General features: G+C 69.7%; 21 protein-coding genes. 7 read left to right on the top strand and 14 right to left on the bottom strand.

The window, feature by feature from the left end:
- Positions 1-75: 75 nt before the first annotated feature.
- Both ACFP2T_RS25360 and ACFP2T_RS25355 read right to left on the bottom strand, forming a co-directional pair.
- Positions 76-753, bottom strand: a complete 678-nt coding sequence (locus ACFP2T_RS25360; protein ID WP_377425553.1) for a DUF4190 domain-containing protein — start codon at positions 751-753, stop codon at positions 76-78.
- 30 nt (positions 754-783) lie between these two features.
- A complete protein-coding gene (locus tag ACFP2T_RS25355) occupies positions 784-1,071 on the bottom strand; it encodes a CD225/dispanin family protein (RefSeq protein WP_377425551.1) in 288 nt (95 codons plus the stop codon).
- Positions 1,072-1,302: 231 nt separating this feature from the next.
- Between ACFP2T_RS25355 and purH the strand changes: the two genes are divergently transcribed.
- Positions 1,303-3,501: a bifunctional phosphoribosylaminoimidazolecarboxamide formyltransferase/IMP cyclohydrolase gene (gene purH / locus ACFP2T_RS25350; protein ID WP_377425549.1), complete on the top strand. Its 2,199-nt coding sequence runs from the start codon at positions 1,303-1,305 to the stop codon at positions 3,499-3,501.
- 103 nt (positions 3,502-3,604) lie between these two features.
- On the opposite strand, the gene ACFP2T_RS25345 is transcribed toward purH, so the two are convergent.
- From ACFP2T_RS25345 to ACFP2T_RS25320, 6 genes are all read right to left on the bottom strand, one after another.
- Complete coding sequence (locus ACFP2T_RS25345) at positions 3,605-4,132, bottom strand: hypothetical protein (RefSeq protein WP_377425547.1); 528 nt, start codon at positions 4,130-4,132, stop codon at positions 3,605-3,607.
- 86 nt (positions 4,133-4,218) lie between these two features.
- A complete protein-coding gene (locus tag ACFP2T_RS25340; RefSeq protein ID WP_377425544.1) occupies positions 4,219-5,316 on the bottom strand; it encodes an ABC transporter ATP-binding protein in 1,098 nt (365 codons plus the stop codon).
- Entirely contained in the window at positions 5,303-6,346 is a 1,044-nt protein-coding gene (locus ACFP2T_RS25335; RefSeq protein ID WP_377425542.1) for an ABC transporter ATP-binding protein, read from the bottom strand. Before ACFP2T_RS25335 ends, ACFP2T_RS25340 begins: the two co-directional genes overlap by 14 nt.
- A gap of 4 nt (positions 6,347-6,350) precedes the next feature.
- Entirely contained in the window at positions 6,351-7,271 is a 921-nt protein-coding gene (locus ACFP2T_RS25330) for an ABC transporter permease (protein WP_377425539.1), read from the bottom strand.
- 57 nt (positions 7,272-7,328) lie between these two features.
- On the bottom strand, positions 7,329-8,267 hold the full coding sequence (locus ACFP2T_RS25325) for an ABC transporter permease (protein WP_377425536.1): 939 nt from the start codon (positions 8,265-8,267) through the stop codon (positions 7,329-7,331).
- A gap of 96 nt (positions 8,268-8,363) precedes the next feature.
- The gene (locus ACFP2T_RS25320) at positions 8,364-9,995 is read right to left on the bottom strand and encodes a peptide ABC transporter substrate-binding protein (protein WP_377425533.1); all 1,632 of its coding nucleotides are present in this window, start codon (positions 9,993-9,995) and stop codon (positions 8,364-8,366) included.
- A 476-nt stretch (positions 9,996-10,471) separates the two neighbouring features.
- On the opposite strand from ACFP2T_RS25320, the gene ACFP2T_RS25315 reads away from it, so the two are divergent.
- Both ACFP2T_RS25315 and mdh read left to right on the top strand, forming a co-directional pair.
- Positions 10,472-11,353 (top strand): bifunctional methylenetetrahydrofolate dehydrogenase/methenyltetrahydrofolate cyclohydrolase, encoded by an 882-nt coding sequence (locus tag ACFP2T_RS25315; protein ID WP_377425531.1) that lies wholly within the window; start codon positions 10,472-10,474, stop codon positions 11,351-11,353.
- Between the two features lie 243 nt (positions 11,354-11,596).
- Positions 11,597-12,547 (top strand): malate dehydrogenase, encoded by a 951-nt coding sequence (gene mdh / locus ACFP2T_RS25310; RefSeq protein ID WP_377425529.1) that lies wholly within the window; start codon positions 11,597-11,599, stop codon positions 12,545-12,547.
- Positions 12,548-12,609: 62 nt separating this feature from the next.
- On the opposite strand, the gene ACFP2T_RS25305 is transcribed toward mdh, so the two are convergent.
- Entirely contained in the window at positions 12,610-14,193 is a 1,584-nt protein-coding gene (locus ACFP2T_RS25305; RefSeq protein WP_377425528.1) for an alkaline phosphatase D family protein, read from the bottom strand.
- Positions 14,194-14,255: 62 nt separating this feature from the next.
- A complete protein-coding gene (locus ACFP2T_RS25300) occupies positions 14,256-15,143 on the bottom strand; it encodes an MBL fold metallo-hydrolase (RefSeq protein ID WP_377425525.1) in 888 nt (295 codons plus the stop codon).
- Between the two features lie 83 nt (positions 15,144-15,226).
- Between ACFP2T_RS25300 and ACFP2T_RS25295 the strand changes: the two genes are divergently transcribed.
- A complete protein-coding gene (locus ACFP2T_RS25295; RefSeq protein WP_377425523.1) occupies positions 15,227-16,444 on the top strand; it encodes an NADP-dependent isocitrate dehydrogenase in 1,218 nt (405 codons plus the stop codon).
- A 420-nt stretch (positions 16,445-16,864) separates the two neighbouring features.
- On the opposite strand, the gene ACFP2T_RS25290 is transcribed toward ACFP2T_RS25295, so the two are convergent.
- Together ACFP2T_RS25290 and ACFP2T_RS25285 are read right to left on the bottom strand one after the other, a co-directional pair.
- Positions 16,865-17,308: a VOC family protein gene (locus tag ACFP2T_RS25290; RefSeq protein ID WP_377425520.1), complete on the bottom strand. Its 444-nt coding sequence runs from the start codon at positions 17,306-17,308 to the stop codon at positions 16,865-16,867.
- A 47-nt stretch (positions 17,309-17,355) separates the two neighbouring features.
- A complete protein-coding gene (locus ACFP2T_RS25285; RefSeq protein ID WP_377425518.1) occupies positions 17,356-17,934 on the bottom strand; it encodes a hypothetical protein in 579 nt (192 codons plus the stop codon).
- 131 nt (positions 17,935-18,065) lie between these two features.
- Between ACFP2T_RS25285 and ACFP2T_RS25280 the strand changes: the two genes are divergently transcribed.
- The 3 genes from ACFP2T_RS25280 to ACFP2T_RS25270 are packed head-to-tail and all read left to right on the top strand — an operon-like array spanning position 18,066 to position 19,950.
- Positions 18,066-18,722: a response regulator transcription factor gene (locus ACFP2T_RS25280; RefSeq protein ID WP_377425517.1), complete on the top strand. Its 657-nt coding sequence runs from the start codon at positions 18,066-18,068 to the stop codon at positions 18,720-18,722.
- Between the two features lie 5 nt (positions 18,723-18,727).
- Positions 18,728-19,255, top strand: a complete 528-nt coding sequence (locus ACFP2T_RS25275) for a sensor histidine kinase (RefSeq protein ID WP_377425515.1) — start codon at positions 18,728-18,730, stop codon at positions 19,253-19,255.
- Positions 19,204-19,950: a sensor histidine kinase gene (locus tag ACFP2T_RS25270; RefSeq protein WP_377425512.1), complete on the top strand. Its 747-nt coding sequence runs from the start codon at positions 19,204-19,206 to the stop codon at positions 19,948-19,950. The genes ACFP2T_RS25275 and ACFP2T_RS25270 overlap by 52 nt, the downstream gene beginning before the upstream one ends.
- A 31-nt stretch (positions 19,951-19,981) precedes the next feature.
- Here the strand turns inward: ACFP2T_RS25270 and ACFP2T_RS25265 are convergent, their stop codons facing one another.
- On the bottom strand, positions 19,982-21,163 hold the full coding sequence (locus tag ACFP2T_RS25265; RefSeq protein WP_377425509.1) for a serine hydrolase domain-containing protein: 1,182 nt from the start codon (positions 21,161-21,163) through the stop codon (positions 19,982-19,984).
- Between the two features lie 80 nt (positions 21,164-21,243).
- Positions 21,244-22,323: a galactose-1-phosphate uridylyltransferase gene (galT, locus tag ACFP2T_RS25260; RefSeq protein ID WP_377425507.1), complete on the bottom strand. Its 1,080-nt coding sequence runs from the start codon at positions 22,321-22,323 to the stop codon at positions 21,244-21,246.
- Positions 22,324-22,371 lie beyond the last annotated feature (48 nt).

Here is a 22,371-nt window from a genome sequence, read left to right as displayed (position 1 = left end):
GCGCCCCGAAAGCTCGGAGCGCCCCACGGTGGACTGTTCTCGTGCCGACCGGCGAAGTCGCCGCGCGGCGGTTCGTTACGGGTAACTGAAGCTGTTGACGTTCAGCACGACGGCGAGCACCACGTTGGCCACGGCGAGCAGCAGGCCGATGCCACCGCAGATCAGACCGGCCATCACCTGACCCGAGTTGCTCGCCTCACCCCTGCTGACCTTGCCCCGGCCCATGATGCCGAGCACGATGGCGGCGATGCCCGCCACGATGCCCAGGATCGCGCAGCAGGCCGCGGGGATCGAGATGATGCCCACGATCATCGAGATCAGGCCGAGGGTGTTGTTCTGTCCCTGTCCCACCGGCGCGTAGCCCGCGCCCGGATATCCCGGCGCCGCACCGTACGGCTGGCCCGGCATCGGCTGCTGGCCGTACGGATCCTGGTACGGCTGCTGCGCGTCCTGGTACTGCGGCTGCCCGTACCCGGGCTGTCCCGGGGCCGGCTGGCCGTACGGCTGCCCCGACGTCGGTTGCCCGTACGGCTGTCCCGACGTCGGCTGGCCGTACGGCTGCCCCGACGTCGGCTGCCCGTACGCGGGTTGTCCCGAGGTCGGCTGGCCGTACGGCTGTCCTGAGGTCGGCTGCCCATAGGGCTGTCCCGATCCGGGCTGTGGTGGTTGCCCGTACGGATCCTGGTGCTGTGGTGCGTTCGGATCCGACGGTTGCTGCCCGTACGGGTCCTGGCCTGGGTAGCCGGGCTGCATGACAAGACTCCTTTGAACAGGCGGTGCCGGTCAGACGTTCGCGGCGTTCACGTTGATGATGACACTGATGACGCAGCACACGAGACTGACCGCCCACAAGCAGATGCCGATGATCAGGGCGAGCTTCGACCACTTCTTGGACTCGGCCGCGGCGGCCTGCGCTGCGGGATAGTTGCCCTGCTGCAGCAGCGGGTTCACCTTCGAGGCGGCCATGATCGCCGGGATGGCGAGCGGCCAGAACAGGAAGATGGCGACGATGGACATCGTCATGTTGTTATTGATCTGTTGCGGCGGGTGCGAGGGGTAGCCGGGTTGCATGGGTGTTGAACTCCTTGAGACTGCACTCAGCGCTTACAAAGGATTACCGAGGGTCGATGTCCGAGGGGTGGCCATCGCCCTGAGCGTCCGGCAGCGTACCTAATCAACACCACTTTGGGGTGCCGCCCGAGTCCGACATGCCGAACGCGGGGCCGAGGCCCGGGCCGCCGTGCCGTGAGGCCGGGCCGCGCCCCCGGAGAGCCGGCCTGACCTGCCCGGTAGGGTTTGGGGGTGACTGAGCCCGTGTCGGCAGCCCGCATCGTCGTCCTCGTCTCCGGCTCCGGGAGCAACCTGCAGGCGCTGCTCGACGCGTGCGCCGACCCCGCGTACGGCGCCCGGGTGGTTGCCGTCGGCGCCGACCGCGACGGCATCGCGGGGCTCGACCGGGCCACCGCCGCCGGCGTACCCGTCTTCGTCGACTCCGTCGCGGCGTACCCGAGCCGGGAGGACTGGGACCGCGCCCTCACCGCGCACGTCGACGAACACCAGCCGGACCTGGTCGTCTCCGCAGGGTTCCTCAAGCTGGTCGGCGCGCACTTCCTGACGGCCTTCGGCGACCGGTACGTCAACACCCACAACTCGCTGCTGCCGGCCTTTCCCGGCATGCACGGCCCACGCGACGCCCTCGGCTACGGAGTCAAGCTCGCCGGGGCCACCCTGTTCTTCGTCGACGCCGGGGTCGACACCGGGCCGATCATCGCCCAGGTGGCGGTGCCGGTACTCGGCGACGACGACGAGGAAACCCTCACCGAGCGGATCAAGGTGGCCGAGCGACGACAGCTCGTCACCCAGGTCGGCCGACTGCTCCGGGAGGGCTGGACGATCACCGGAAGGAAGGTCACGATCGGAGTGAGCGACAGGAGTTCCACGGCGGACGGCCGGCGGCCGATCCGGCGCGCGCTGGTCAGCGTCTACGACAAGACCGGGCTGGTCGAACTCGCCCAGGCCCTGCACGCCGCCGGGGTGGAGATCGTGTCCACCGGCAGCACGGCGGGGACCATCGAGGGGGCCGGAGTGCCGGTCACCCCGGTCGAGGCGCTGACCGGGTTCCCGGAGACGCTGGACGGCCGGGTCAAGACGCTGCATCCCAAGGTGCACGCCGGGCTGCTGGCCGACCTGCGGCTCGACAGTCACGCCGCCCAGCTCGACGAACTCGGCATCGCGCCGTTCGACCTGCTGGTGTCGAATCTGTACCCGTTCACCGAGACGGTGGCGTCCGGCGCGGACGACGACCAGTGCATCGAGCAGATCGACATCGGTGGGCCGGCGATGGTCCGGGCGGCGGCTAAGAACCACGCCTCGGTGGCGGTGGTGACGTCGGTGTCGGCGTACCCGTCGGTGCTGGCGGCCCTGGCCGACGGCGGGTTCAACCAGGGGCAGCGGCGGGCGCTCGCGGCGCGGGCCTTCGCCGACATCGCCGAGTACGACGTGGCCGTGGCCAACTGGTTCGCGGTGCGCTCGGGCCCGGAGGACCTCCAGTGGCCGGCGTACGCCGGGCTGTCCCTGCACGCGACGACCGGCCTGCGGTACGGCGAGAACCCCCACCAGCAGGCGGCGCTCTACACCGACCCGTCAGCGCCGGCCGGACTCGCCCAGGCCGAGCAGTTGCACGGCAAGGAGATGTCGTACAACAACTACGTCGACGCGGATGCGGCGTGGCGGGCCGCGAACGACTTCGCCGACGTACCGGCGGTGGCGATCATCAAGCACGCCAACCCGTGCGGCATCGCGGTCGGTGCGGACGTGGCCGAGGCGCACCGCAAGGCGCACGCCTGCGACCCCGTCTCCGCGTACGGCGGCGTGATCGCGGTCAACCGGCCGGTCTCGGTCGAGCTGGCCCGGCAGGTGGCGGAGATCTTCACCGAGGTGGTCGTGGCACCGGACTTCGAGCCCGGCGCGGTCGACGTACTGACCGGCAAGAAGAACATCCGACTGCTGCGGGCTCCCGCCTGGTCGCCGTTGCCGGCCGAGTGGCGCCAGGTCAGCGGGGGCGTACTGGTGCAGATGGCCGACCGCGTCGACGCCCCCGGCGACGACCCGGCCACCTGGACCCTGGCCGCCGGGGAGCCGGCGGACGAGGCGGTACGCCGCGACCTGGCCTTCGCCTGGCGGGCCGTCCGGGCGGTCAAGAGCAACGCGATCCTGCTCGCCGCCGACGGGGCGACCGTCGGGGTCGGGATGGGGCAGGTCAACCGGGTCGACTCGGCGCACCTCGCCGTGTCCCGGGCGGGTGCCGACCGGGCCCGGGGCTCGGTTGCCGCCTCCGACGCGTTCTTCCCGTTCCCGGACGGGCTGAAGGTGCTGACCGACGCCGGGGTCCGGGCCGTCGTACAGCCCGGCGGGTCCGTCCGGGACGACGAGATCGTCGCGGCGGCGCGGGAGGCCGGCATCACCATGTACTTCACCGGCACCCGCCACTTCTTCCACTGACGGCCGCCGCCGCCCGGTGTGGTGGATTCGTGATTCTCGGCGACCGGTTCACCACGTGCCCGGTCGCCGAGAATCGTGACCGGCGTCGCGCCCGCGGCGCCGGTCAGCCGACCGGCAGGGCGAGGGTGCCGGTCGCTCCGCCGGCCCGGCTGGCCTGCACGGTCCAGCAGCCTGCGGTGGGGAAGTTCCAGGTGGTGCCCCACTCGTCGCCGGGCCTGCTCCAGGAGCTGCTCTGGTGCGGGATGGGGTCCGTGGCGGGTTCGATGGTCGCCCCGTCCGGGCCGGTGGCCTGGATGCGGAGGGCACCCGACCCGGTCATCCGCCAGACGATCTTCTCTTCCTCGCCGGAGTTCAGTCCCGCGCGGCCGCGTGGGAACAGCAGTGCCCAGAGCGAGTTGCCGGCGTCCGCGACGCCCTGGAGTTCGGACAGCGGGGTGGCAGAGGTGGTGGGCGGGCAGGTCGCGGCCGGGCCGCCCGGCCTAGCCGGTCCGGTGCCGGTCGTCGGCTCCGCGCTGGACGGCGCCGAGCCCGCCGCCGACGGATCGGCGGCGGTCGGGTTGTCCGCGCCACATCCCGCCACCGGAACCGCCACGGTCAGCAGGGCGAATATCGCGAGCAGTCTTCGGGGCATGTAGACGAGAGCCCGGGAACCACCCCCTGGTTCCCGGGCTCTCTGCTCTGTCGCCGCTGGGGCGACTCGGTTCGCCGATCGACGGCTCAGGCGACGACGTGCTGCTTGAGTTCGGCGAAGTGGCAGGCCGACGGGTGCGGCTCGACGGCGCGGAGCACCAGCTGCGGCTCGGTGGTGGCGCAGATGTCCTGCGCCTTCCAGCACCGGGTGCGGAACCGGCAACCCGACGGCGGGTTGGCCGGCGACGGGACGTCGCCGTCCAGCCGGATGATCTCACGCTGGGCCCGGGCCTTCGGGTCCGGCACGGGCACTGCCGAGAGCAGCGCCTGGGTGTACGGATGCGTCGGCCGCTCGTAGATCTCGTCCTCGGTGCCGATCTCCACGATCTTGCCCAGGTACATCACCGCGACCCGGTCGGCGATGTGCCGGACCACCGACAGGTCGTGCGCGATGAAGATGTACGACAGCCCCAACTCGTCCTGGAGGCTCTCCAGCAGGTTGATCACCTGCGCCTGGATCGACACGTCCAGCGCCGACACCGGCTCGTCACAGACGATGATCTCCGGCTTGAGCGCCAGCGCCCGGGCGATTCCGATCCGCTGCCGCTGACCGCCCGAGAACTGGTGCGGGTACCGGTTGATGTGCTCCGGGTTCAGCCCCACGAGTTCCAGCAGTTCCTGCACCCGCTGCCGGCGCTCGCCCCGGGGAGCGACCTCGGGGTGGATGTCGAACGGCTCACCGATGATGTCGCCGACCGTCATCCGGGGGTTCAGCGAGGTGTACGGATCCTGCATGACCATCTGCACGTTGCGGCGCATCCGGCGCAGCTCCCCGCCGGAGAGCTTGAACATGTCCCGGCCTTCGAGCATCGCCCGCCCGGCGGTCGGCGTCTCCAGCCGCATGAGCAGCTTGGCGAGCGTCGACTTGCCGCAGCCGGACTCGCCGACGATCCCGAGTGTCTCGCCCCGGTTCAGTTCGAAGCTGACCCCGTCGACCGCCTTCACGGCGCCGATCTGCCGTTTGAAGACGACGCCCTGGGTGATCGGGAAGTGCTTGACGACGTTCTCGACCCGCAGCACCGTCTCACCGCGCGGCTTGGTTCCGGCGGTGTGGGCCGGTCCCGTGCCGTTGGTGGTGGCGCCACCGGTGGTGGCCTTCGGGTTCGTCGGATCAGATGCGGCCATCGAGCACCTCCTGAGCGAAGTGGCAGGCGCTGGTCCGGTCGTTGCCGAGGGAGCGGACGGTCGGCACGACGTCGACACACTCCTGTCGGGCGTACGGGCAGCGCGGGTGGAACGGGCATCCGCTGGGGATACGCATCAGGTTCGGCGGCAGGCCACGGATCGTGGTGAGCCGCTGGCCCTTGTGGTCCAGCCGCGGAATCGACTCCAGCAGACCCTTGGTGTACGGGTGCGCGGGCGCCTCGTACAGCGAGTGCACGTCGGCGTGCTCGATGATCCGGCCCGCGTACATGACGGCGATCCGGTCCGCGACGTCGGCGACGACGCCGAGGTCGTGGGTGATCAGGATCATCGCCATGTTGAGGTCCCGGCGCAGTTCCCCGAGCAGGTCCATGATCTGCGCCTGCACCGTCACGTCCAGCGCGGTGGTGGGCTCGTCGGCGATCAGTACCGCCGGATCCAGGGCGAGCGACATGGCGATCATGACACGCTGCCGCATTCCACCGGAGAACTGGTGCGGGTAGTCGCTGATCCGCTGCCTCGCGGCGGGGATCTTGACCAGTTCCATCAGTTCGATCGCCCGGCGCTTGGCGTCGGCCCGGGACATCCCCTCGCGCAGTCGCAGCATCTCGCCGATCTGCCAGCCGACCGGGAAGACGGGGTTCAGCGCCGAGAGCGCGTCCTGGAAGATCATCGAGATCTGCTTGCCGCGCACCTTCCGGCGCTCGTCCTCGGAGAGGGTGAGCAGGTCGGTACCCCGGTAGAGGATCTGACCGGACGGGATGACCGCCGGCGGCATGTCGAGGATGCCCATGATGGCCTGGGCGGTGACCGACTTGCCGGAACCCGACTCACCCAGTACGGCCAGCGTCTCACCGGCGTCCAGGTGGTACGAGACGCCGTTGATCACCTTGGCCGCACCGTCCCGGGTGTGGAACTCGACGAACAGGTCCCGCACCTCCAGCAGGTGCCCGCCGTCAACCGCGACACCCTGCGGGCTGGTCAGTCCGTTCGGTCCGCTTCGCTCGTTCATGTGATCACCGCAGCTTCGGGTCGAAGGCGTCGCGGATCGCGTCGCCGAGCATGATGAACGCCAGTACGGTCAGCGCGAGGAAGGCCGAGGGCACCACCAGGGGCAGCGCCGACTCCCGCATGTGGGTCCGACCGGCGTCGATGTCGATGCCCCACGAGATCGTCGGTGCCTTCAGACCGATGCCGAGGAAGGACAGCGTCGCCTCGGCGGCGATGAACGACCCGAGCGCGATGGTCAGCACCACGATGACCGGTGCCAGCGAGTTGGGCAGGATGTGCCGCCACATGGTCCGGCCGTTGCCGGCGCCCAGCATCCGGGCCGCCGCCACGTAGTCCTGCTGCTTGGCGCTGATCACCGAGGACCGGATGACCCGGGCAGCGGTGGTCCAACCGAGGATCGCCAGTACGAAGATCACGGCCATGATCCGGACGTTCGGGCTGTCGCTGCTGATTCGCTTCAGCATCACGATCGCGGCCAACAGCAGCGGGATGCCGAGGACCACGTCGATCAGTCGGGACAGCACCGAGTCGATCCACCGGCCGAAGTAGCCGGCGAGCATCCCGACCACCACCGCGATCACGCCGGTCAGCAGCGCGGAGAACGCGCCGACCAGCAGCGAGGCGCGGGCGCCGAAGACCGACCGGGCGTAGATGTCGCAGCCCTGGAAGTCGTACCCGAACGGGGCGCCGCCGCCGGGCCCGGCGTGCTGCCGGCCGAGCGTGCAGTCCTGCGGGTTGTTCGAGGTGAACAGGCCGGGGAACGCCGCCATGGCGGTCACGGCCAGGACCAGGACCAGTGAGATCCAGAAGATGGGGTTACGGCGAAGGTCGCGCCAGGCATCGCCGGCCAGGCTGCGCGGCCGGTTGCTCGGGTCGCCCGCGCCACCGCTCAGCTCCGCCGCCGCAACGGTCTGCATCTCGCTCATGCCGCCACCTCGCTGCGCTTACGCATGGTCAGTACCTCGCTCATGCCTGCCTGTGCCTCACTCATAGCGAATCCGGGGGTCGAGAACGGCGTAGAGGATGTCGACCACGAGGTTCGACACCAGGAAGACCACGACCAGGACGCTGACCAGGCCGACCACCAGCGGGCCGTCCTCGGTCTTGATGCCGCGGAAGAGGTTGAATCCGACGCCCGGGATGTTGAAGACGCCCTCGGTGATGATCGCGCCGCTCATCAGGTTGCCGAGTTCGACGCCGAGGAACGTGATCACCGGGATCAGCGAGTTCCGCAGCACGTGCACGCTGACGATGCGCCGGGTCGGCAGGCCCTTGGCCTTGGCGGTCCGGACGTAGTCGGAGCGGAGGTTCTCGGCGACCGAGGTCCGGGTCAGCCGGAGCGCCGTGGCCAGCGACAGCGAGCCGAGCACGATGCCGGGTAGCAGCAGCGCGTACAGGCTGGGGTCGGCACCGGCGGTCGGCGGGAAGAGCGGCAGCTTGACGCCGAGGAAGTACTGGGCGAGCGGGGCGAGCACGATGGTCGGCACGCCCAGGACCAGCAGGGTCAGCGCGAGGGTGGCGTTGTCGAAGATGCCGCCACGGCGCAACCCGGCGATGACCCCGGAGGTCACGCCGACCACGATCGCCACCAGGAGACCGATGACCGCGAGTTTCATGGTGACCGGCCAGGCCTGCGCCAGCATGTCGCTGATCTTCCGGCCGGTGAGCGAGTCGCCGAGGTCGCCACGGAGCAGGTTGCCGATGTAGTCGAAGTAGCGGTAGAAGAAGCCGCCGATCCCGGTGTGGTCGAGATGGAACTTCTCGGTCAGGTATGCCCGCTGCGCCTCGCTGACCGGGCGCTCACCCGCGAGTGCCTGGATGGGGTCGCCCTGTCCGGCGAACATCAGCGCGTAGACGATCAGGGTGGTCCCGAAGAAGGCCAGGACCATCTGAAGCAGGCGCCGCACGATGTAGCGGAACATACTTGCTTACTCTCCGTGGGGGGTGGGTTGTGCGGAGTTGGGAACGGTCCGGACCACCCAGGATCACCGGGTGGCCCGGACCGGGCCTTCGTCAGCTCAGCTGACGACCTCGATCTTCGTCATGTCGACCACCTGGAACAGGTCGACCTCGACGTTCTTGACCTTGGTCGAGTGCGCGTAGACGTTCTGACCGAACCGCAGCGGGATCACCGGCATGTCCTTGGCCAGGATGTCCTCGGCCTGCTGGTACTTCTTGATCGCCTCTTCCGGGGACGGGGCGACCGTGCCTTCCTGCACCAGCCGGTCGAAGTCCGGGTTGCTGTACCCGTAGTAGTTCGACGACCCGTTGGTGGTGTACAGCGGGCCGAGGTAGTTCTCCATGGACGGGTAGTCCATGAGCCAACCCATCCGGATCAGACCGACCGGCTGCTTGGCCTTGACCTTGGTCAGCAGGTCAGCGAACTTCGGCTCGGCGGCACCGACGCACTCCACGCCCAGGTTGGTCTTGAGCTGGTTGCAGGTCGCGTCGACCCAGTCCTTGTGGCCACCGTCGCCGTTGTACGTGATCTTGATCTGCTTCGGGCCGCCGGCAGCCTCGTACGCCGCCTTGGCCTTGGCCGGGTCGAACTCGCACGCCTCGCCGCAGGTGTCGTCCCGGTAACCGGCGACCACCGGCGAGACGAACGAGCGGGCGGAGATCTGCGAGTCCTTGAAGATCGACTTGGTGATCTCGTCCCGGTCGATCGCCATGGAGATCGCCTTGCGGACCTCGGGCTTGCTGAACTCGTCCTGGAACGTGGGGAACGCCACGAACTGGAACGCCGAGGCCGGGCTCTGCTGGAACCGGTCACCCAGGTCCGTCGCCGCGGTGCTCAGGTTCTCGGTCGGGACGGTCACGTCCACGTCGAGGTTGTCCGACAGCACGTCCGCGTAGGCCGCGGTGAGCTGCTGGTAGATCCGGAACTCGGCGCCAGCGACCTTCGGCTTGTCGCCCGCGTACGCGTCGTACCGCTCGACCTCGACCTTGGCGTCGTGCTGCCAGGTGCCCTTCATCTTGAAGGGTCCGTTGCCGATCGGGGCGTCCTCGAAGCCGTCCTTGATCACGCCGGGGCTCGCGAAGGCGGCCTGCGGCAGCGGGAGGAAGGCGTTGTAGCCCAGGATCGTCTTGAACTCGCTGTACGGCTTCGACAGCGTCACGGTGAAGGTCAGGTCGTCGATCTTCTTGAGCCCGGTCAGGGTCTTGGCCTTGGGCTCCGACGCCTTCTTCGGTCCGGTGCCGTCCGGGTCAGCCGCCTGCAGGTCGTCGTAGCCGGCGACCTTCTCGAAGAAGTAGCTGTTGTTCTGGCCGTTCGGCGCGTAGGCGCCGTAGTTCCAGGCGTTGATGTAGCTGTCCGAGGTCACCTTCTCGCCGTTGTGGAAGGTGTAACCGTCCTTCAGCTTGATCGTCCAGACCACGTTGTCGGTGGACGTCACGGACTCCGCCCCGACCTCGTACGGCTTGTTCTGTGCGTCGTACTTGATCAGCGGGGTGAACAGGGCCGCAAGCACCTGGTTGCCGCTTGACTCGTTCGTGTTGGTCGGGATCAGGTGCTGCGGTTCCGCGATCTGGATCGAAACCGTGGCATTCGGATCGCTATCCCCCGAGTCTCCGCCGCCGCCACAGGCCGCGAGGCCGAGGGTCGCGGCAAGGGGGAGGGCGGTCCAGGCAGCGAGCCTACGAACCTGCATTGAGCCTCCTCGTCTCCTTACGCTGAGCAGTCGCTCCCATGGCTGGGTGACGCTGAGCAACGCTGGGCAAAGGTAGGTCGTAGCAGGACCCCGGGCCAAACTGGATGATTACAAGTCAATAACGCAGGTGGCCCCCAGCACTTGCACAGGTCGGCACTGAGCTGCTAAAGGGGGCGGCCCTCAGGTCATGTGCTGATTTGGTCATCTGGCGCCTATTACCATGAAGCAGGACTACTTCGGGCCCGACATCCACTGATTGGTGGGTGGGCGGATGATCCTGATTGCGCCCTCGCGGCCGGTCCATATTGTGGACAACGCCACAAGTTCTCACTCAGGGTGACTAAAAACACGGTTACGTATAGTTAACATCCGGTGCCGGTCGGGCGGCTGACCGGTAGCTGGCCGAGTGGCTGACCCGGGCGCCCGACCAGGCGGGTGCCCGACCGACCGGGGTCGCCCCGTGAGACGATCTGGCTGTGACGGCCACCCTCCTCGACGGCAAAGCCACTGCGGCACACATCAAGGACGAACTGCGCAGCCGGGTCAAGGCGCTGGCGGAGCGCGGCGTCGTGCCGGGGCTGGGCACCGTACTGGTCGGTGAGGATCCCGGCTCCCAGGCGTACGTCAACGGCAAGCACCGGGACTGCGCCGAGGTAGGGATCGCCTCCATCCGCCGGGAACTGCCCGCCGAGGCGACCCAGGAGCAGGTCGACGCGGTGGTCGCCGAGCTCAACGCCGACCCGTCCTGTCACGGGTACATCGTGCAGTTGCCGCTGCCCGCCCACCTGGACACCCAGCGCGTGCTGGAGATGATCGACCCGGACAAGGACGCCGACGGCCTGCACCCGGTCAACCTGGGTCGGCTCGTACTCGGTTATCCCGGTCCGCTGCCCTGCACCCCGCGCGGCATTGTGGAACTGCTCCGCCGGCACGACGTGGCGTTGCGCGGCGCCGAGGTGGCGGTGGTGGGCCGGGGCAACACGGTCGGTCGTCCGCTCGGCCTGCTGCTGACCCGGCGCAGTGAGAACGCCACCGTGACGCTCTGCCACACCGGCACCCTGGATCTGGCCGCACACACCCGGGCGGCCGACATCGTGATCGTGGCGGCCGGCGTGCCGGGGCTGCTCACCGCCGACATGGTCAAGCCGGGCGCGGTCGTGGTCGACGTCGGGATCACCCGCGTGGTCGGCGCGGACGGCAAGGGCCGCTACACCGGGGACGTCGGCCCGGAGGTCGCCGAGGTGGCCGGGGCGTTGGTGCCGATGCCGGGCGGGGTGGGCCCGATGACCCGGGCGATGCTGCTGACCAACGTCGTGGAACGTGCCGAATTCGAGCGGGAGCGCGCCGAGCAGGGCTGAGCCGACCACGGCTCCGCCCGTCGGGGATCTCCGACGGCGCCGAAGACCTGCCCCGGGAGGTCCGGAACGGGCACCGACGGGGAAATTCGGACGACCGGCCCCGGACGTACTGCCGGAGGACGGGCGGGGCGACCCGCCCCGAGTGTGAGCGACGGCGGGCAAATCCGCCCCTGGCCAGATCCGAACACCCTTGACTGATACCGTCCGGAAATAACCCGACCGGTATCAGAGAGTGGGACGACCATGGGCAAAAAGGTCACCGTCGTCGGCGCCGGCTTCTACGGCTCCACGACCGCGCAGCGCCTGGCGGAGTACGACGTCTTCGACACGGTCGTGATCACCGACATCATCGAGGGCAAGCCCGAGGGCATCGCGCTGGACCTCAACCAGTCGCGCCCGGTCGAGGGCTTCGAGACCACCGTCGTCGGCGTGACGACGGGTAAGAACGGCGAGGGCTACGAGCAGCTCGAAGGCTCCGACGTCGTGGTGATCACCGCCGGTCTGCCCCGCAAGCCGGGCATGAGCCGGATGGACCTGCTGGAGACCAACGCCCGGATCGTCCGCCAGGTTGCCGAGAACGTCGCCAAGTACGCGCCGAACGCCGTGGTCATCGTCGTCTCCAACCCGTTGGACGAGATGACCGCGCTCGCCCAACTCGCCACCCAGTTCCCGAAGAACCGGGTGCTCGGCCAGGCCGGCATGCTCGACACCGCCCGGTTCACGAACTTCGTCGCCGAGGCGCTCTCGGTGCCGGTGGCCTCGGTCCGGACCCTCACCCTCGGCTCGCACGGCGACACCATGGTGCCGGTGCCGTCCCGGAGCACCGTCGACGGCAAGCCGCTGCGCGACGTGATGCCGGCCGAGAAGATCGAGGAACTGGTGGTCCGGACCCGCAACGGTGGGGCCGAGGTCGTCGCGCTGCTGAAGACGGGTTCCGCCTACTACGCCCCGTCGGCCGCCGCCGCCCGGATGGCCCGGGCCGTGGCCACCGACTCCGGAGAGGTCCTGCCGGTCTGCGCCTGGGTCGACGGCGAGTACGGGATCGCCGGTGTCTACCTGGGCGTGGAGGCCGAGATCGGCCGCGAGGGCGTCCGGCGGATCGTCGAGACCCCGCTGGACGCCGACGAGACGGCCAGCCTGCTCGCCGCCGCCGAGGCAGTCCGGGCCAAGCAGGGCGACGTCGCCAACATGTAACCGGGTCAGGTGGTTGGGAAGGGGCCCTTCTTATGCAGAAAACGATAAGAAGGGCCCCTTCCTCACTCCTGGCTGACCACCGAGATGCCCGGCTCGCCGGCGACCACGACGAACTCGGCGGCGGTCCGTACCGTGGCCGTCGGCGCCCAGACCGTGTCGACCAGTCGGAGCGAGCTGAGCATCCGTTCCTGGGTCACGTCGCAGACGACGTACCCGCGCTGGTTGTCGATGTACTTCCAGTGCGGGCTCTCCGCCATGATCGGGTCGTACGTGCGGTGGAAGGCGGCGGTGTCCGCGTTGCCGCCCGAGGTGATCGACGTACCGGTGATCTCGGCGCCGACCACCGGTGAGGCCGGGTCGTCGAAGTCCGGTTTCAGGTCGCAGACCCAGGTGCAGTGCCGGTCTCCGGTCAGCACGACCGGGTTGTCCACCTGGCCGGAGCCGAAGAACTCCAGCAGCCGACGCCGCTGCGCCCGGTACCCGTCCCAGTTGTCCAGGTCGAACGTCTGGACCGGTCCGGCCTGCCGGTCGTTCGAGGCCCACATCACCTGGTTGGCCAGCAGGTTCCACCGGCTGCCGGACGAGCGCAGCCCGTGCACCAGCCAGCGCTCCTGCTCCGGCCCGGTCATCGACAGCTCGGGGTTGGCGGCGTCGGCCAGGGTGGCCGGCTGGTCGCTGCGGTACTGCCGGGTGTCCAGCACGTGCATGCTGGCCAGGTTGCCGAACCGCAGCCGCCGGTAGAGCCGCAGGTCCAGGCCACGGGGAAGGGCCGACCGGCGCAGCGGCATGTGCTCGTAGTACGCCTGGAAGGCGGCCTTGCGCCGGGCCCGGAACGCCTCCGGGGTCTGCAGGTCCGGGTCCTGCGGGATCTCGTCGGCCCAGTTGTTGTCCAGCTCGTGGTCGTCGAAAGTGACGATCCACGGGAAGGCACCGTGTGCGCGTTGCAGGTCGGGATCGGTCTTGTACTGGGCGTGCTGGTTCCGGTAGTCGGTCAGCGAGTACGGCTCGTCGGTGCCCTGGTGCACCCGGTACGCCGCCGGATTCGGCCGGTTCTCGTAGATGTAGTCGCCGAGGAAGGCGACGAAGGCGAGATCCTCTTCGGCCAGGTGCTGGTGCGCGGTGTAGGCGCCGGCCTGGTAGTCCTGGCAACTCGCGAACGCGAACCGGAGCCGCCGGGGCCGGGCGTGCTCGGCCGGGGCGGTCCGGGTCCGGCCGACCGGGGAGACCTCCTGGCCGACCCGGAACCGGTAGTGGTACTCGCTGTCCGGGCGCAGTCCGGAGACCTCGACGTGCACCGAGTGGGCCAGGTCGGGGTGCGCGAGCGCGGTGCCGCGGCGGCGGACCCGCCGGAACCGCTCGTCCTCGGCGACCTCCCAGTGCACCGGCACCGGCCGGGCGGGCATGCCACCGCCGAGCAAAGGCTGCGGGGCGAGTCGGGTCCACAGCACCACGCCGTCGGGCAGTGGATCGCCCGAGGCGACACCGAGGGTGAAAAGGTTGCCGGGCAGGGGTCCGCCGGCACTGGACGGGATGTGCGCGGCGGCGCCGTCGGGGGTCAGCAGCATCGGTCCGACCACGATGCCGGCGGTCGCGGCGCCGGCCGCCGAGACGAAGCGCCGGCGGCTGAGCGGGTACGGAGAAGTCATGCCATCGATGATCGTCAGGTGGCGCGAACCGCACCACCGGCACCAATCGACCTGAAGTGGTACTACAGCGGAACGAAGGGTGTACTCAGGTGCGGGGTGCCCAGCCTGGCTCCCGGCCGTCGGGCCAGCTCGCCGAGCACCCTCTCCCGGGACCGCCGGGCCATGACCGCATCGTCCTCGTGGGCGTACGGCAGCTCGGGCGCGACCAGCTGCACCATGTGCACCAGCAGGTCGCCGGTGAGCAGCAGAGCCTCAGCGGTAAGGAAGGGCCCCTTCTTATCGCTTTTTGTAGAAGAAGGGCCCCCTGTTAACCGATCAGCCTCGACCAGCACGGACTGGTGGCCGGGGGTGTGACCGGGGGTGGAGAGGACGCGTACGCCGGTGGCCAGTTGTTCGTCGCCGTCGACGGCGCTGAGCTGGCCGGTGGCGAGGAGTGGGTCGAGGAGGTGTTCGGCCAGGCCGGGGGCGCCGTTCCGGCGGATGGCGTCGATCTCCGCCCGTTGCAGCAGATAGCGGGCGTTCCGGAAGTACGGGGTCGGCGGGTTCCCCGTCACGGCCCAGCCGATGTGATCGGTGTGCATGTGGGTGAGCACCACCGTGTCGACCTCGTCCGGCGTGATGCCGGCGGCGGCCAGTTCGGCCGGCAGCCGGCCCGGCACCGGAGCCCAGCTTTTCGCCGGGGCGTCGGCCGGTCCGACGCCGGTGTCGACCAGGATCACCCGACCACCGTCGTTGCCGTTGTCCGGATCGCCGTCGAACCGGATCGCGAAGCATCGGAACGGCAGTCGCCACTGCCCGTCGGCGGTCACCGCGGCCGCGTCGCGCTCGTCGGCCAGCCGCCAGTGTTCCGGGGTCGCGGTGGGGAACGCCTCGGCGCGGGGCTGGAAGAACAGCCCCTCGGCGTCCGGCAGGGCGATGACGGTGGCCCGACCGACGGAACAGTTGACCATGGCAGGCAGTGTACGGACCCTCGGCGCGCTGCAGTACGCTCGTACTGCTAGAGAGCATGTGTCCCGGAGAGGAGCGCCGGCCGATGGCGAAGATCAAGGTTACGAACCCGGTGGTAGAACTCGACGGCGACGAGATGACCCGGATCATCTGGAAGCAGATCCGCGAGCAGTTGATCCTGCCGTACCTCGACGTCGACCTGCACTACTACGACCTGTCGATCCAGTACCGCGACGAGACCGACGACCAGGTCACGGTCGATGCCGCGAACGCCATCAAGCAGCATGGCGTCGGCGTCAAGTGCGCCACCATCACCCCGGACGAGGCCCGGGTCGAGGAGTTCGGCCTCAAGAAGATGTGGCGTTCGCCGAACGGCACGATCCGGAACATTCTCGGCGGCGTGGTGTTCCGCGAGCCGATCATCATGTCCAACGTGCCCCGGCTGGTGCCCGGCTGGACCAAGCCGATCATCATCGGCCGGCACGCGCACGGCGACCAGTACAAGGCCACCGACTTCGTGGTGCCGGGGCCGGGCACGGTGACCATCACCTACACCCCGGCCGACGGTGGTGCCCCGGTCGAGATGGAGGTCGCGAACTTCCCCGGCGGCGGCGTCACGATGGGGATGTACAACTTCGACGACTCGATCCGGGACTTCGCCCGGGCCTCGCTCCGGTACGGCCTGGACCGGGGTTACCCGGTCTACCTGTCGACGAAGAACACCATCCTGAAGGCGTACGACGGTCGGTTCAAGGACATCTTCGCCGAGGTGTTCGAGAGCGAGTTCAAGGCCGAGTTCGACGCCGCCGGGATCACCTACGAGCACCGGCTGATCGACGACATGGTGGCCGCCGCGCTGAAGTGGGAGGGCGGCTTCGTCTGGGCCTGCAAGAACTACGACGGTGACGTGCAGTCCGACACGGTGGCGCAGGGCTTCGGTTCGCTGGGCCTGATGACGTCGGTGCTGATGACCCCGGACGGCCGTACGGTCGAGGCCGAGGCGGCACACGGCACGGTCACCCGGCACTACCGGCAGTGGCAGAAGGGCGAGAAGACCTCGACCAACCCGATCGCGTCGATCTTCGCCTGGACCCGGGGTCTGGCCCACCGGGGCAAGCTGGACGGCACGCCCGAGGTGACCCGGTTCGCGGAGGCTCTGGAGCAGGTCTGCGTGGAGACTGTCGAGGGTGGCCAGATGACCAAGGACCTGGCCCTGCTCATCTCCCGGGACGCCCCGTGGCTGAGCACCGACGAGTTCATGGCCGCGCTGGACGGCAACCTGGCCAGGAAGCTCGCCGCCTGACGCTTCGCCGTCCGCGATGTTCGAGATGTTCGTTCGCGACTGTCGTGATGTTCGTTCGTGATGTTGACGACTTGTGGTCGTTCCGACGGCGACAAGTCGTCAACATCCACGGATACCACCTCGGGTGGCGTCCAGGTGCGACCGATTTCTACCGTTACCACCCTTCGGTCAGCCTCGTTGGACAGGGTGGACGTGATGCCAGTCGCGTCCAGGAAGACCGGTCCGGTCGAGGCCGCCGCGAGAGGCCCGTACCGGTAGGACGGTCTTCCCGGCTGTTGCGCACAGCCGGCCGTCCCTTCCCTGCGGGGGGCCCTGTCCCGGGCCCCCCGCGCCCTCATTCCCGTCCGTGATCGCCACCGCGGCGGCGGCAGTAGCCGCAGCAGCAGCAGCAGCGGATCGGGGCGCTCCGGATCGGGCCTGCTACTCCTCGGCCGCGCCGAGGATGACGGTCCCGTCGTCGGCGACCCGCCAGCCCGGGTTGTGGGCGACCTCCCACAGCACCTCGTTCGGGTCGGCGAAATATCCGTGGTAGCCGCCGAAGGCTGCCTGCCGCCCCGGCTTGACGATCCTCGCCCCGGCAGCGAGCGCCTGGCTCAACACCCGGTCGACATCCTCGGCGCTGTCGACGTTGTGCGAGAGGGTGAATCCGCTCGGCGCGGCCGCGAGTGCGGATCCAGCGTCGATGTCGGCGAGGAACGCGTCCGCGTCGAAGAGGCCGAGCACCACTCCCGGAGCCACCTGAAAGAAGATGATCTCGTCCGGTACGTCGAGCGTCGGCGTCCAGCCCAGACCGTCGACGTAGAACCGTCGGGCCGCGTCGAGATCGAGCGTCGCAGCCGTGATGAAATGAACGCGTTTCTCCATAGACGTGTATTTTGTCAGCCCGGCTCGGTGCGCCTGATCCGGCTCGCTCAGCCGTCGTCGCTCCGGTTGCCGCTGTCCGTGGCGCCGGACGGCCCCAGCGGTCGGTGCTTCGCGCACTCCCGCTCGGCCGCCCGGAAGACCTCGGACTTCGGGTCGAGGTCGGGACCGCCCTCGATGCTGATCCCACCGTTCTCGTCGGGGTCCGGGAACTTCGGTACGCCGTTCGCGCGCATGCATTTCGCGTACTCCCGTATCTGTTCCCGCGCCGCCGGGTCCAACTTTGCCGGCTCACCACCATTGGGCAGGTGCTGCTTGCACTTCTGCTGCGCCGCCTCGACCTTCTGCCGATCCGTACCCTCCGGCAGCGACAGGTTGACCGCGCCGCCGTCGAACTCCGGGTCCGGGTACTCCGGCACGCCGTTGGCGCGCATGCACTGGGCGAACCGCAGCAATTCCTCCTGCTGGCCCTGACGATCGCTCGGCTCCGGACTCGCTCCGGCGGCGCCGGTCGGACCGCCACCCGCGGTGGCCACCCCGTCGCCGCCGTTGTCGGCCGGGCCGCAACCGGGCACGGCTACCGCCAGAGCGAGCAGCAGACCGAGTACCAGCCTCGTCCTGGTCCGCATCGTCGTCCACCTCCTGCTGTCCGGGCCGGACGGTCGCCGGCCACCGGTGGAAGTAGAACCGAACCGACCTTTCCCGGCCGTCACGGAAAAGGTTGACGCCGAGGTGACCTGGTCCGGATCACCATTGAGACATGCGGATCCTGCTGGTCGAGGACGAACGGCTGCTCGCCGACACGGTCGCCCAGGGGCTGCGCCGGGGCGCCCACGCGGTGGACGTGGTGCACGACGGTGGCGCGGCGCTGGAACGGATCGACGTACACGACTACGACGTGGTGGTGCTCGACCGTGACCTGCCGGTCGTGCACGGCGACGAGGTGTGCCGGGCGATCGCCCGACAGGAGTCCCCGGTACGGGTGCTGATGCTCACCGCCGCCGCCGAGATCGACGACCGGGTCACCGGGCTGGCCCTGGGTGCGGACGACTACCTGCCCAAGCCGTTCGCGTTCCGGGAACTGGCCGCCCGGGTGAGCGCGCTGGGCCGGCGGTCCCGGTCGGCCGCGCCGCCGATCCTGGAACGCGCCGGGGTACGCCTCGACCCGCACCGCCGTGAGGTCTACCGCGACGGCCGGTACGTCCCGCTGTCCCGCAAGGAGTTCGCGGTCCTCGCCGAACTGCTCCGCGCCGACGGTGCGGCGGTCTCCGCCGAGCAGTTGCTGGAGAAGGCCTGGGACGAACATGCGGATCCGTTCACCCACGCGGTGCGGATGGCGATCCTCAAACTGCGGCGCAAGCTCGGCGATCCCCCGCTCGTGCTGACCGAACCGGGAGTGGGGTACCGGATCCCGTGAACCGGATGTGGTCCACCAGGCTGACCATCCGGGCCCGGCTGACGCTGGTCTACGGCGGACTCTTCCTGCTCGCCGGGCTGTTGCTGCTCGGGGTGACGTACGCCCTCGTCTCGCAGCAACTGCCGGACCACTCCTCTATCACGGTGTCGGGTCCGGACCCGGCGGGTGGTCAGCAGGCCGACCCGGACGCGGCGGGCGGCCAGCAGACGTCATCGCCGACGCGGTCCGGTGATGCCGAGCCGCCGTCCTTACCGGAGAACCTGCAACAGGTGACCCGGACGGCCCCCGACACCCGGCGGGACGCCCTCGACGCGCTCCTCACCCAGGGCGGAATCGCCCTGCTCGTGGTGGGTACCGCCGCGGTGGCCCTCGGCTGGCTGATCGCCGGACGGCTGCTACAACCGCTGCATCGGGTGACCGAGACGGCCGACGCATCGCCGGTGCCCCGGACGCCGATCGTGGCCTGCACGAGCGGATCGCGTTGGCTGGCCCACCCGACGAGATCAAGGAACTCTCCGACACCTTCGACGTGATGCTGGAACGTCTCGACCACGCCTTCGACGGACAACGGCGGTTCATCGCCAACGCCTCACACGAACTGCGTACGCCGCTCACCCTGAACCGGACGTTGCTGGAGGTCGCTGTCGACAGCGACACGGCGTCTGCGGAACTGTGCCAGCTCGGCACGACGCTGCTGGCGGTCAACGCCCGGCACGAGCGGCTGATCGACGGGTTGCTCCTACTGGCCCGCTCCGAACGCGAGGTGGCCGACCGCGCCTACCTGGACCTGGCGGACGTCGTGGAGCACGTGGTCGCACAGGTGCCGCCGGGCCCGGTCGTCGTACACGCCGAGGCGGCCGAGGCGCCGACCACCGGCAACTCCGTCCTGCTGGAACGGCTGGTGCAGAACCTGGTCGAGAACGGGGTACGGCACAACGCCCCGCAGGACGGCTGGGTACGGATCAGCAGCGGCGCCGGGCCGGACGGTTCGGTCGTGGTGCGGGTCAGCAACACGGGGCCGGTCATACCCCGGTACGAGGTGCCGAGCCTGTTCGAGCCGTTCCGTCGGCTCGACACCGACCGACTCGCTGCCGGCACCGCCGGTGCGGGACTCGGACTGTCGATCGTCCGGGCGGTCACCCTGGCGCACGGCGGCACCGTGCACGCCGAGCCCCGCGAGGGCGGCGGCCTCGTCGTCACGGTCAGCCTGCCGGCCGCCGCCGACTGACGAAGACTTCCGAACCGCCAGGTGCCAGCGGTCAGGCCAGCCGCTGGAACTCCGTCAGCCCGCCGTTGAACAGGAAGTCGACCGTCTGGGTCAGCGCGATCGCGATCAGATCCCGGTGGGGGTCGTTGAACCAGGACGTGCCGTAGCCGCCGTCCCAGCCGTACCGGCCCGGCACCGGGGACACCTCGTCCGGCACGGTACTGACCGCGAGGCAGTAGCCCCAACCCTGTCCGTCCAGTACCGGCCCGCCCCCGGCGATCTGCTCCGGCGTCAGGTGGTTGGTCGTGATCAACTCGACGGAGCGCTCCGACAGCAGCCGCTCACCCCGGTGGACTCCCCGGTGCAGTAGCATTCGGGCGAACGCCAGGTAGTCGTCCACGGTGGAGACCAGGCCAGCCGCGCCGGACGGGAACACGGGCGGCTCGGCCCACTCGCCCGGCATGGAGAGCTTCTGTTCCGCCAGCGCGCCGGTCTCCGGGTCGGTCGCGTAGTAGCCCGGCAGCCGGTCGAGGTCTCCGGTGGGCAGCGAGAAGCCGGTCTCGGTCATGCCGAGCGGCGCGAAGATCCGGGCCCGGAAGAAGTCCGGCAACGACTGCCCGGCGGCGCGGGCGACCAGGACCCCCAGCACCAGCGCGGCGCTGTCGTACTCCCACCGTTCGCCGGGCTGGTGCAGCAGCGGCAGCGTCCCGAACTGTCTGATCCACTCGTCCGGGTCGTGCGGCGTACGCGGATCCGGCGGCCCGATCCGCAGTTGCCGTTCGTCGGTCGCGGCGACGACCGGGTACGGCGGCTGGAAGCTCGGCTCGAAGATCAGGCCGAACCCCATCCGGAACGTCAGCAGGTCCTCGACCGTGGTCGGCCGGTGGGCCGGCACGGTGTCGTCGAGCGGGCCGTCGAGCCGGCGCAGCACGCCCTGTCCGGCCAACTCCGGCAGCAGGCGGTCGATCGGCTCGTCCAGGGCGAGTCTGCCGTCCTCTACCAGCATCATCGTGGCGACCCCGAGCACCGGCTTCGTCATCGAACCGATCCGGAAGATCGTGTCGCGGCGCATCGGCACGGTGCCGCCGAAGGTCAGCGTGCCGATCGGGTCGACGCGGACGTCGTCGCCCCGGGCGACCAGGGTGACCAGGCCGGGCAGCTCACCGGCGGCCACCCGGGCCACCATCGCCGTGGCCAGCCCGTCGGCACCGGCCGGAGCCGTCGAGTGGGTCATGCCGGCAGCCTAGGGCCACCCCCCGACAGGGATGGCCGGATCGCCCCGCCTCAGGTCGTCTCGCCTCAGGTCGCCTCGCCTCAGGCGAGGTCCCGCAACATCTGGGCCGCCCGCTCCGGCGGAATGTCGTTGATGAAGACGCCCATCGCCGACTCCGATCCCGCCAGGTACTTCAACTTGTCCGCCGCCCGCCGGATGCTGAACACCTGTAGGTGCAGGTGACCCAGGCCCGGCGCGGCGTGCACCGGCGCCTGGTGCCACGCCGAGATGTACGGCAGTGGCCGGTCGAAGAGCGCGTCGAGGCGGCGCAGCAGGTCGAGGTAGAGCGGCCCGAAGGCGTCCCGCTCGGCGTCGTCCAGCGCCGGGATGTCCGGCACCGGCCGGTGTGGCGCCAGATGCACCTCGAACGGCCAGCGGGCGGCGGCCGGCACGTACGCCGTCCAGTGCTCGTTCTCGGCCACCACCCGGTCCCCGGCAGCCCGCTCGGCGGCGAGGACGTCCGCGTACAGGTTCCGTCCACCGGTACGTTCCGCATGCCGCTCGGCCGCGTTCAGCATCGCCCGGCTGCGCGGTGGCAGGAACGGGTACGCGTAGATCTGGCCGTGCGGATGGTGCAGGGTGACCCCGATCTCCACGCCCCGGTTCTCGAAGCAGAAGACCTGCTCCACTCCGGGCAGCCCGGCAAGCGCGGCGGTACGGTCGGCGAGCGCCTCCAGCACGGTGCGGACCCGGGTCGGGGGAAGGGTGCCGAACGAGGCGTGGTGGTCCGCGGTGAAGCAGACCACCTCGCACCGCCCGGTCCCCGGCCGGACGGCGGTGTACGGGGTGACCTGTCCGGGTGGGTCCCCGGGCCGGTCGCTGAAGGACGGGAAGCGGTTCTCGAAGACCGCCACGTCGTAGTCGTACGCTGGGATCTCGCTGGACCGTTCCGGAGTGGACGGACACAGCGGGCACTGGTCGCTGGGCGGTAGGAAGATCCGGCCCTGCCGGTGTGCGGCGATCGCCACCCACTCGTCGACCAGCGGGTCGTACCGGAGTTGCGAGGCGGGTGGCGGCAGCGGCAGGTCCCGCCGGTCCGGCCCCTCCCGGACCGCGTCCGACCGCTCGTCGAAGTAGATCAGCTCGCGCCCGTCCGCGAGCTTCACCGACGTACGCCTCATGCCGCGCTGAGCTGACTGATTCGATCGCTCCGCTCGCTCATGCCACCT

The organism is Plantactinospora solaniradicis (assembly GCF_042658085.1).
Taxonomy (GTDB): Bacteria; Actinomycetota; Actinomycetes; order Mycobacteriales; family Micromonosporaceae; genus Plantactinospora; species Plantactinospora solaniradicis.
The sequence above is the reverse complement of the archived record's forward strand: the minus strand, read 5'-3'. Positions and strand labels throughout refer to the sequence as shown.

Coding starts and splice junctions, on each gene's coding strand:
- ACFP2T_RS25285 (WP_377425518.1), bottom strand. CDS start 17,934: ATGCGGACCAGGACGAGGCTGGTACTCGGTCTGCTGCTCGCTCTGGCG.
- ACFP2T_RS25290 (WP_377425520.1), bottom strand. CDS start 17,308: ATGGAGAAACGCGTTCATTTCATCACGGCTGCGACGCTCGATCTCGAC.
- ACFP2T_RS25275 (WP_377425515.1), top strand. CDS start 18,728: ATGTGGTCCACCAGGCTGACCATCCGGGCCCGGCTGACGCTGGTCTAC.
- ACFP2T_RS25300 (WP_377425525.1), bottom strand. CDS start 15,143: ATGGTCAACTGTTCCGTCGGTCGGGCCACCGTCATCGCCCTGCCGGAC.
- ACFP2T_RS25335 (WP_377425542.1), bottom strand. CDS start 6,346: ATGAACGAGCGAAGCGGACCGAACGGACTGACCAGCCCGCAGGGTGTC.
- ACFP2T_RS25295 (WP_377425523.1), top strand. CDS start 15,227: ATGGCGAAGATCAAGGTTACGAACCCGGTGGTAGAACTCGACGGCGAC.
- ACFP2T_RS25280 (WP_377425517.1), top strand. CDS start 18,066: ATGCGGATCCTGCTGGTCGAGGACGAACGGCTGCTCGCCGACACGGTC.
- ACFP2T_RS25320 (WP_377425533.1), bottom strand. CDS start 9,995: ATGCAGGTTCGTAGGCTCGCTGCCTGGACCGCCCTCCCCCTTGCCGCG.
- ACFP2T_RS25305 (WP_377425528.1), bottom strand. CDS start 14,193: ATGACTTCTCCGTACCCGCTCAGCCGCCGGCGCTTCGTCTCGGCGGCC.
- ACFP2T_RS25360 (WP_377425553.1), bottom strand. CDS start 753: ATGCAGCCCGGCTACCCAGGCCAGGACCCGTACGGGCAGCAACCGTCG.
- ACFP2T_RS25325 (WP_377425536.1), bottom strand. CDS start 8,267: ATGTTCCGCTACATCGTGCGGCGCCTGCTTCAGATGGTCCTGGCCTTC.
- ACFP2T_RS25330 (WP_377425539.1), bottom strand. CDS start 7,271: ATGAGCGAGATGCAGACCGTTGCGGCGGCGGAGCTGAGCGGTGGCGCG.
- ACFP2T_RS25355 (WP_377425551.1), bottom strand. CDS start 1,071: ATGCAACCCGGCTACCCCTCGCACCCGCCGCAACAGATCAATAACAAC.
- ACFP2T_RS25345 (WP_377425547.1), bottom strand. CDS start 4,132: ATGCCCCGAAGACTGCTCGCGATATTCGCCCTGCTGACCGTGGCGGTT.
- mdh (WP_377425529.1), top strand. CDS start 11,597: ATGGGCAAAAAGGTCACCGTCGTCGGCGCCGGCTTCTACGGCTCCACG.
- ACFP2T_RS25340 (WP_377425544.1), bottom strand. CDS start 5,316: ATGGCCGCATCTGATCCGACGAACCCGAAGGCCACCACCGGTGGCGCC.
- ACFP2T_RS25265 (WP_377425509.1), bottom strand. CDS start 21,163: ATGACCCACTCGACGGCTCCGGCCGGTGCCGACGGGCTGGCCACGGCG.
- galT (WP_377425507.1), bottom strand. CDS start 22,323: ATGAGGCGTACGTCGGTGAAGCTCGCGGACGGGCGCGAGCTGATCTAC.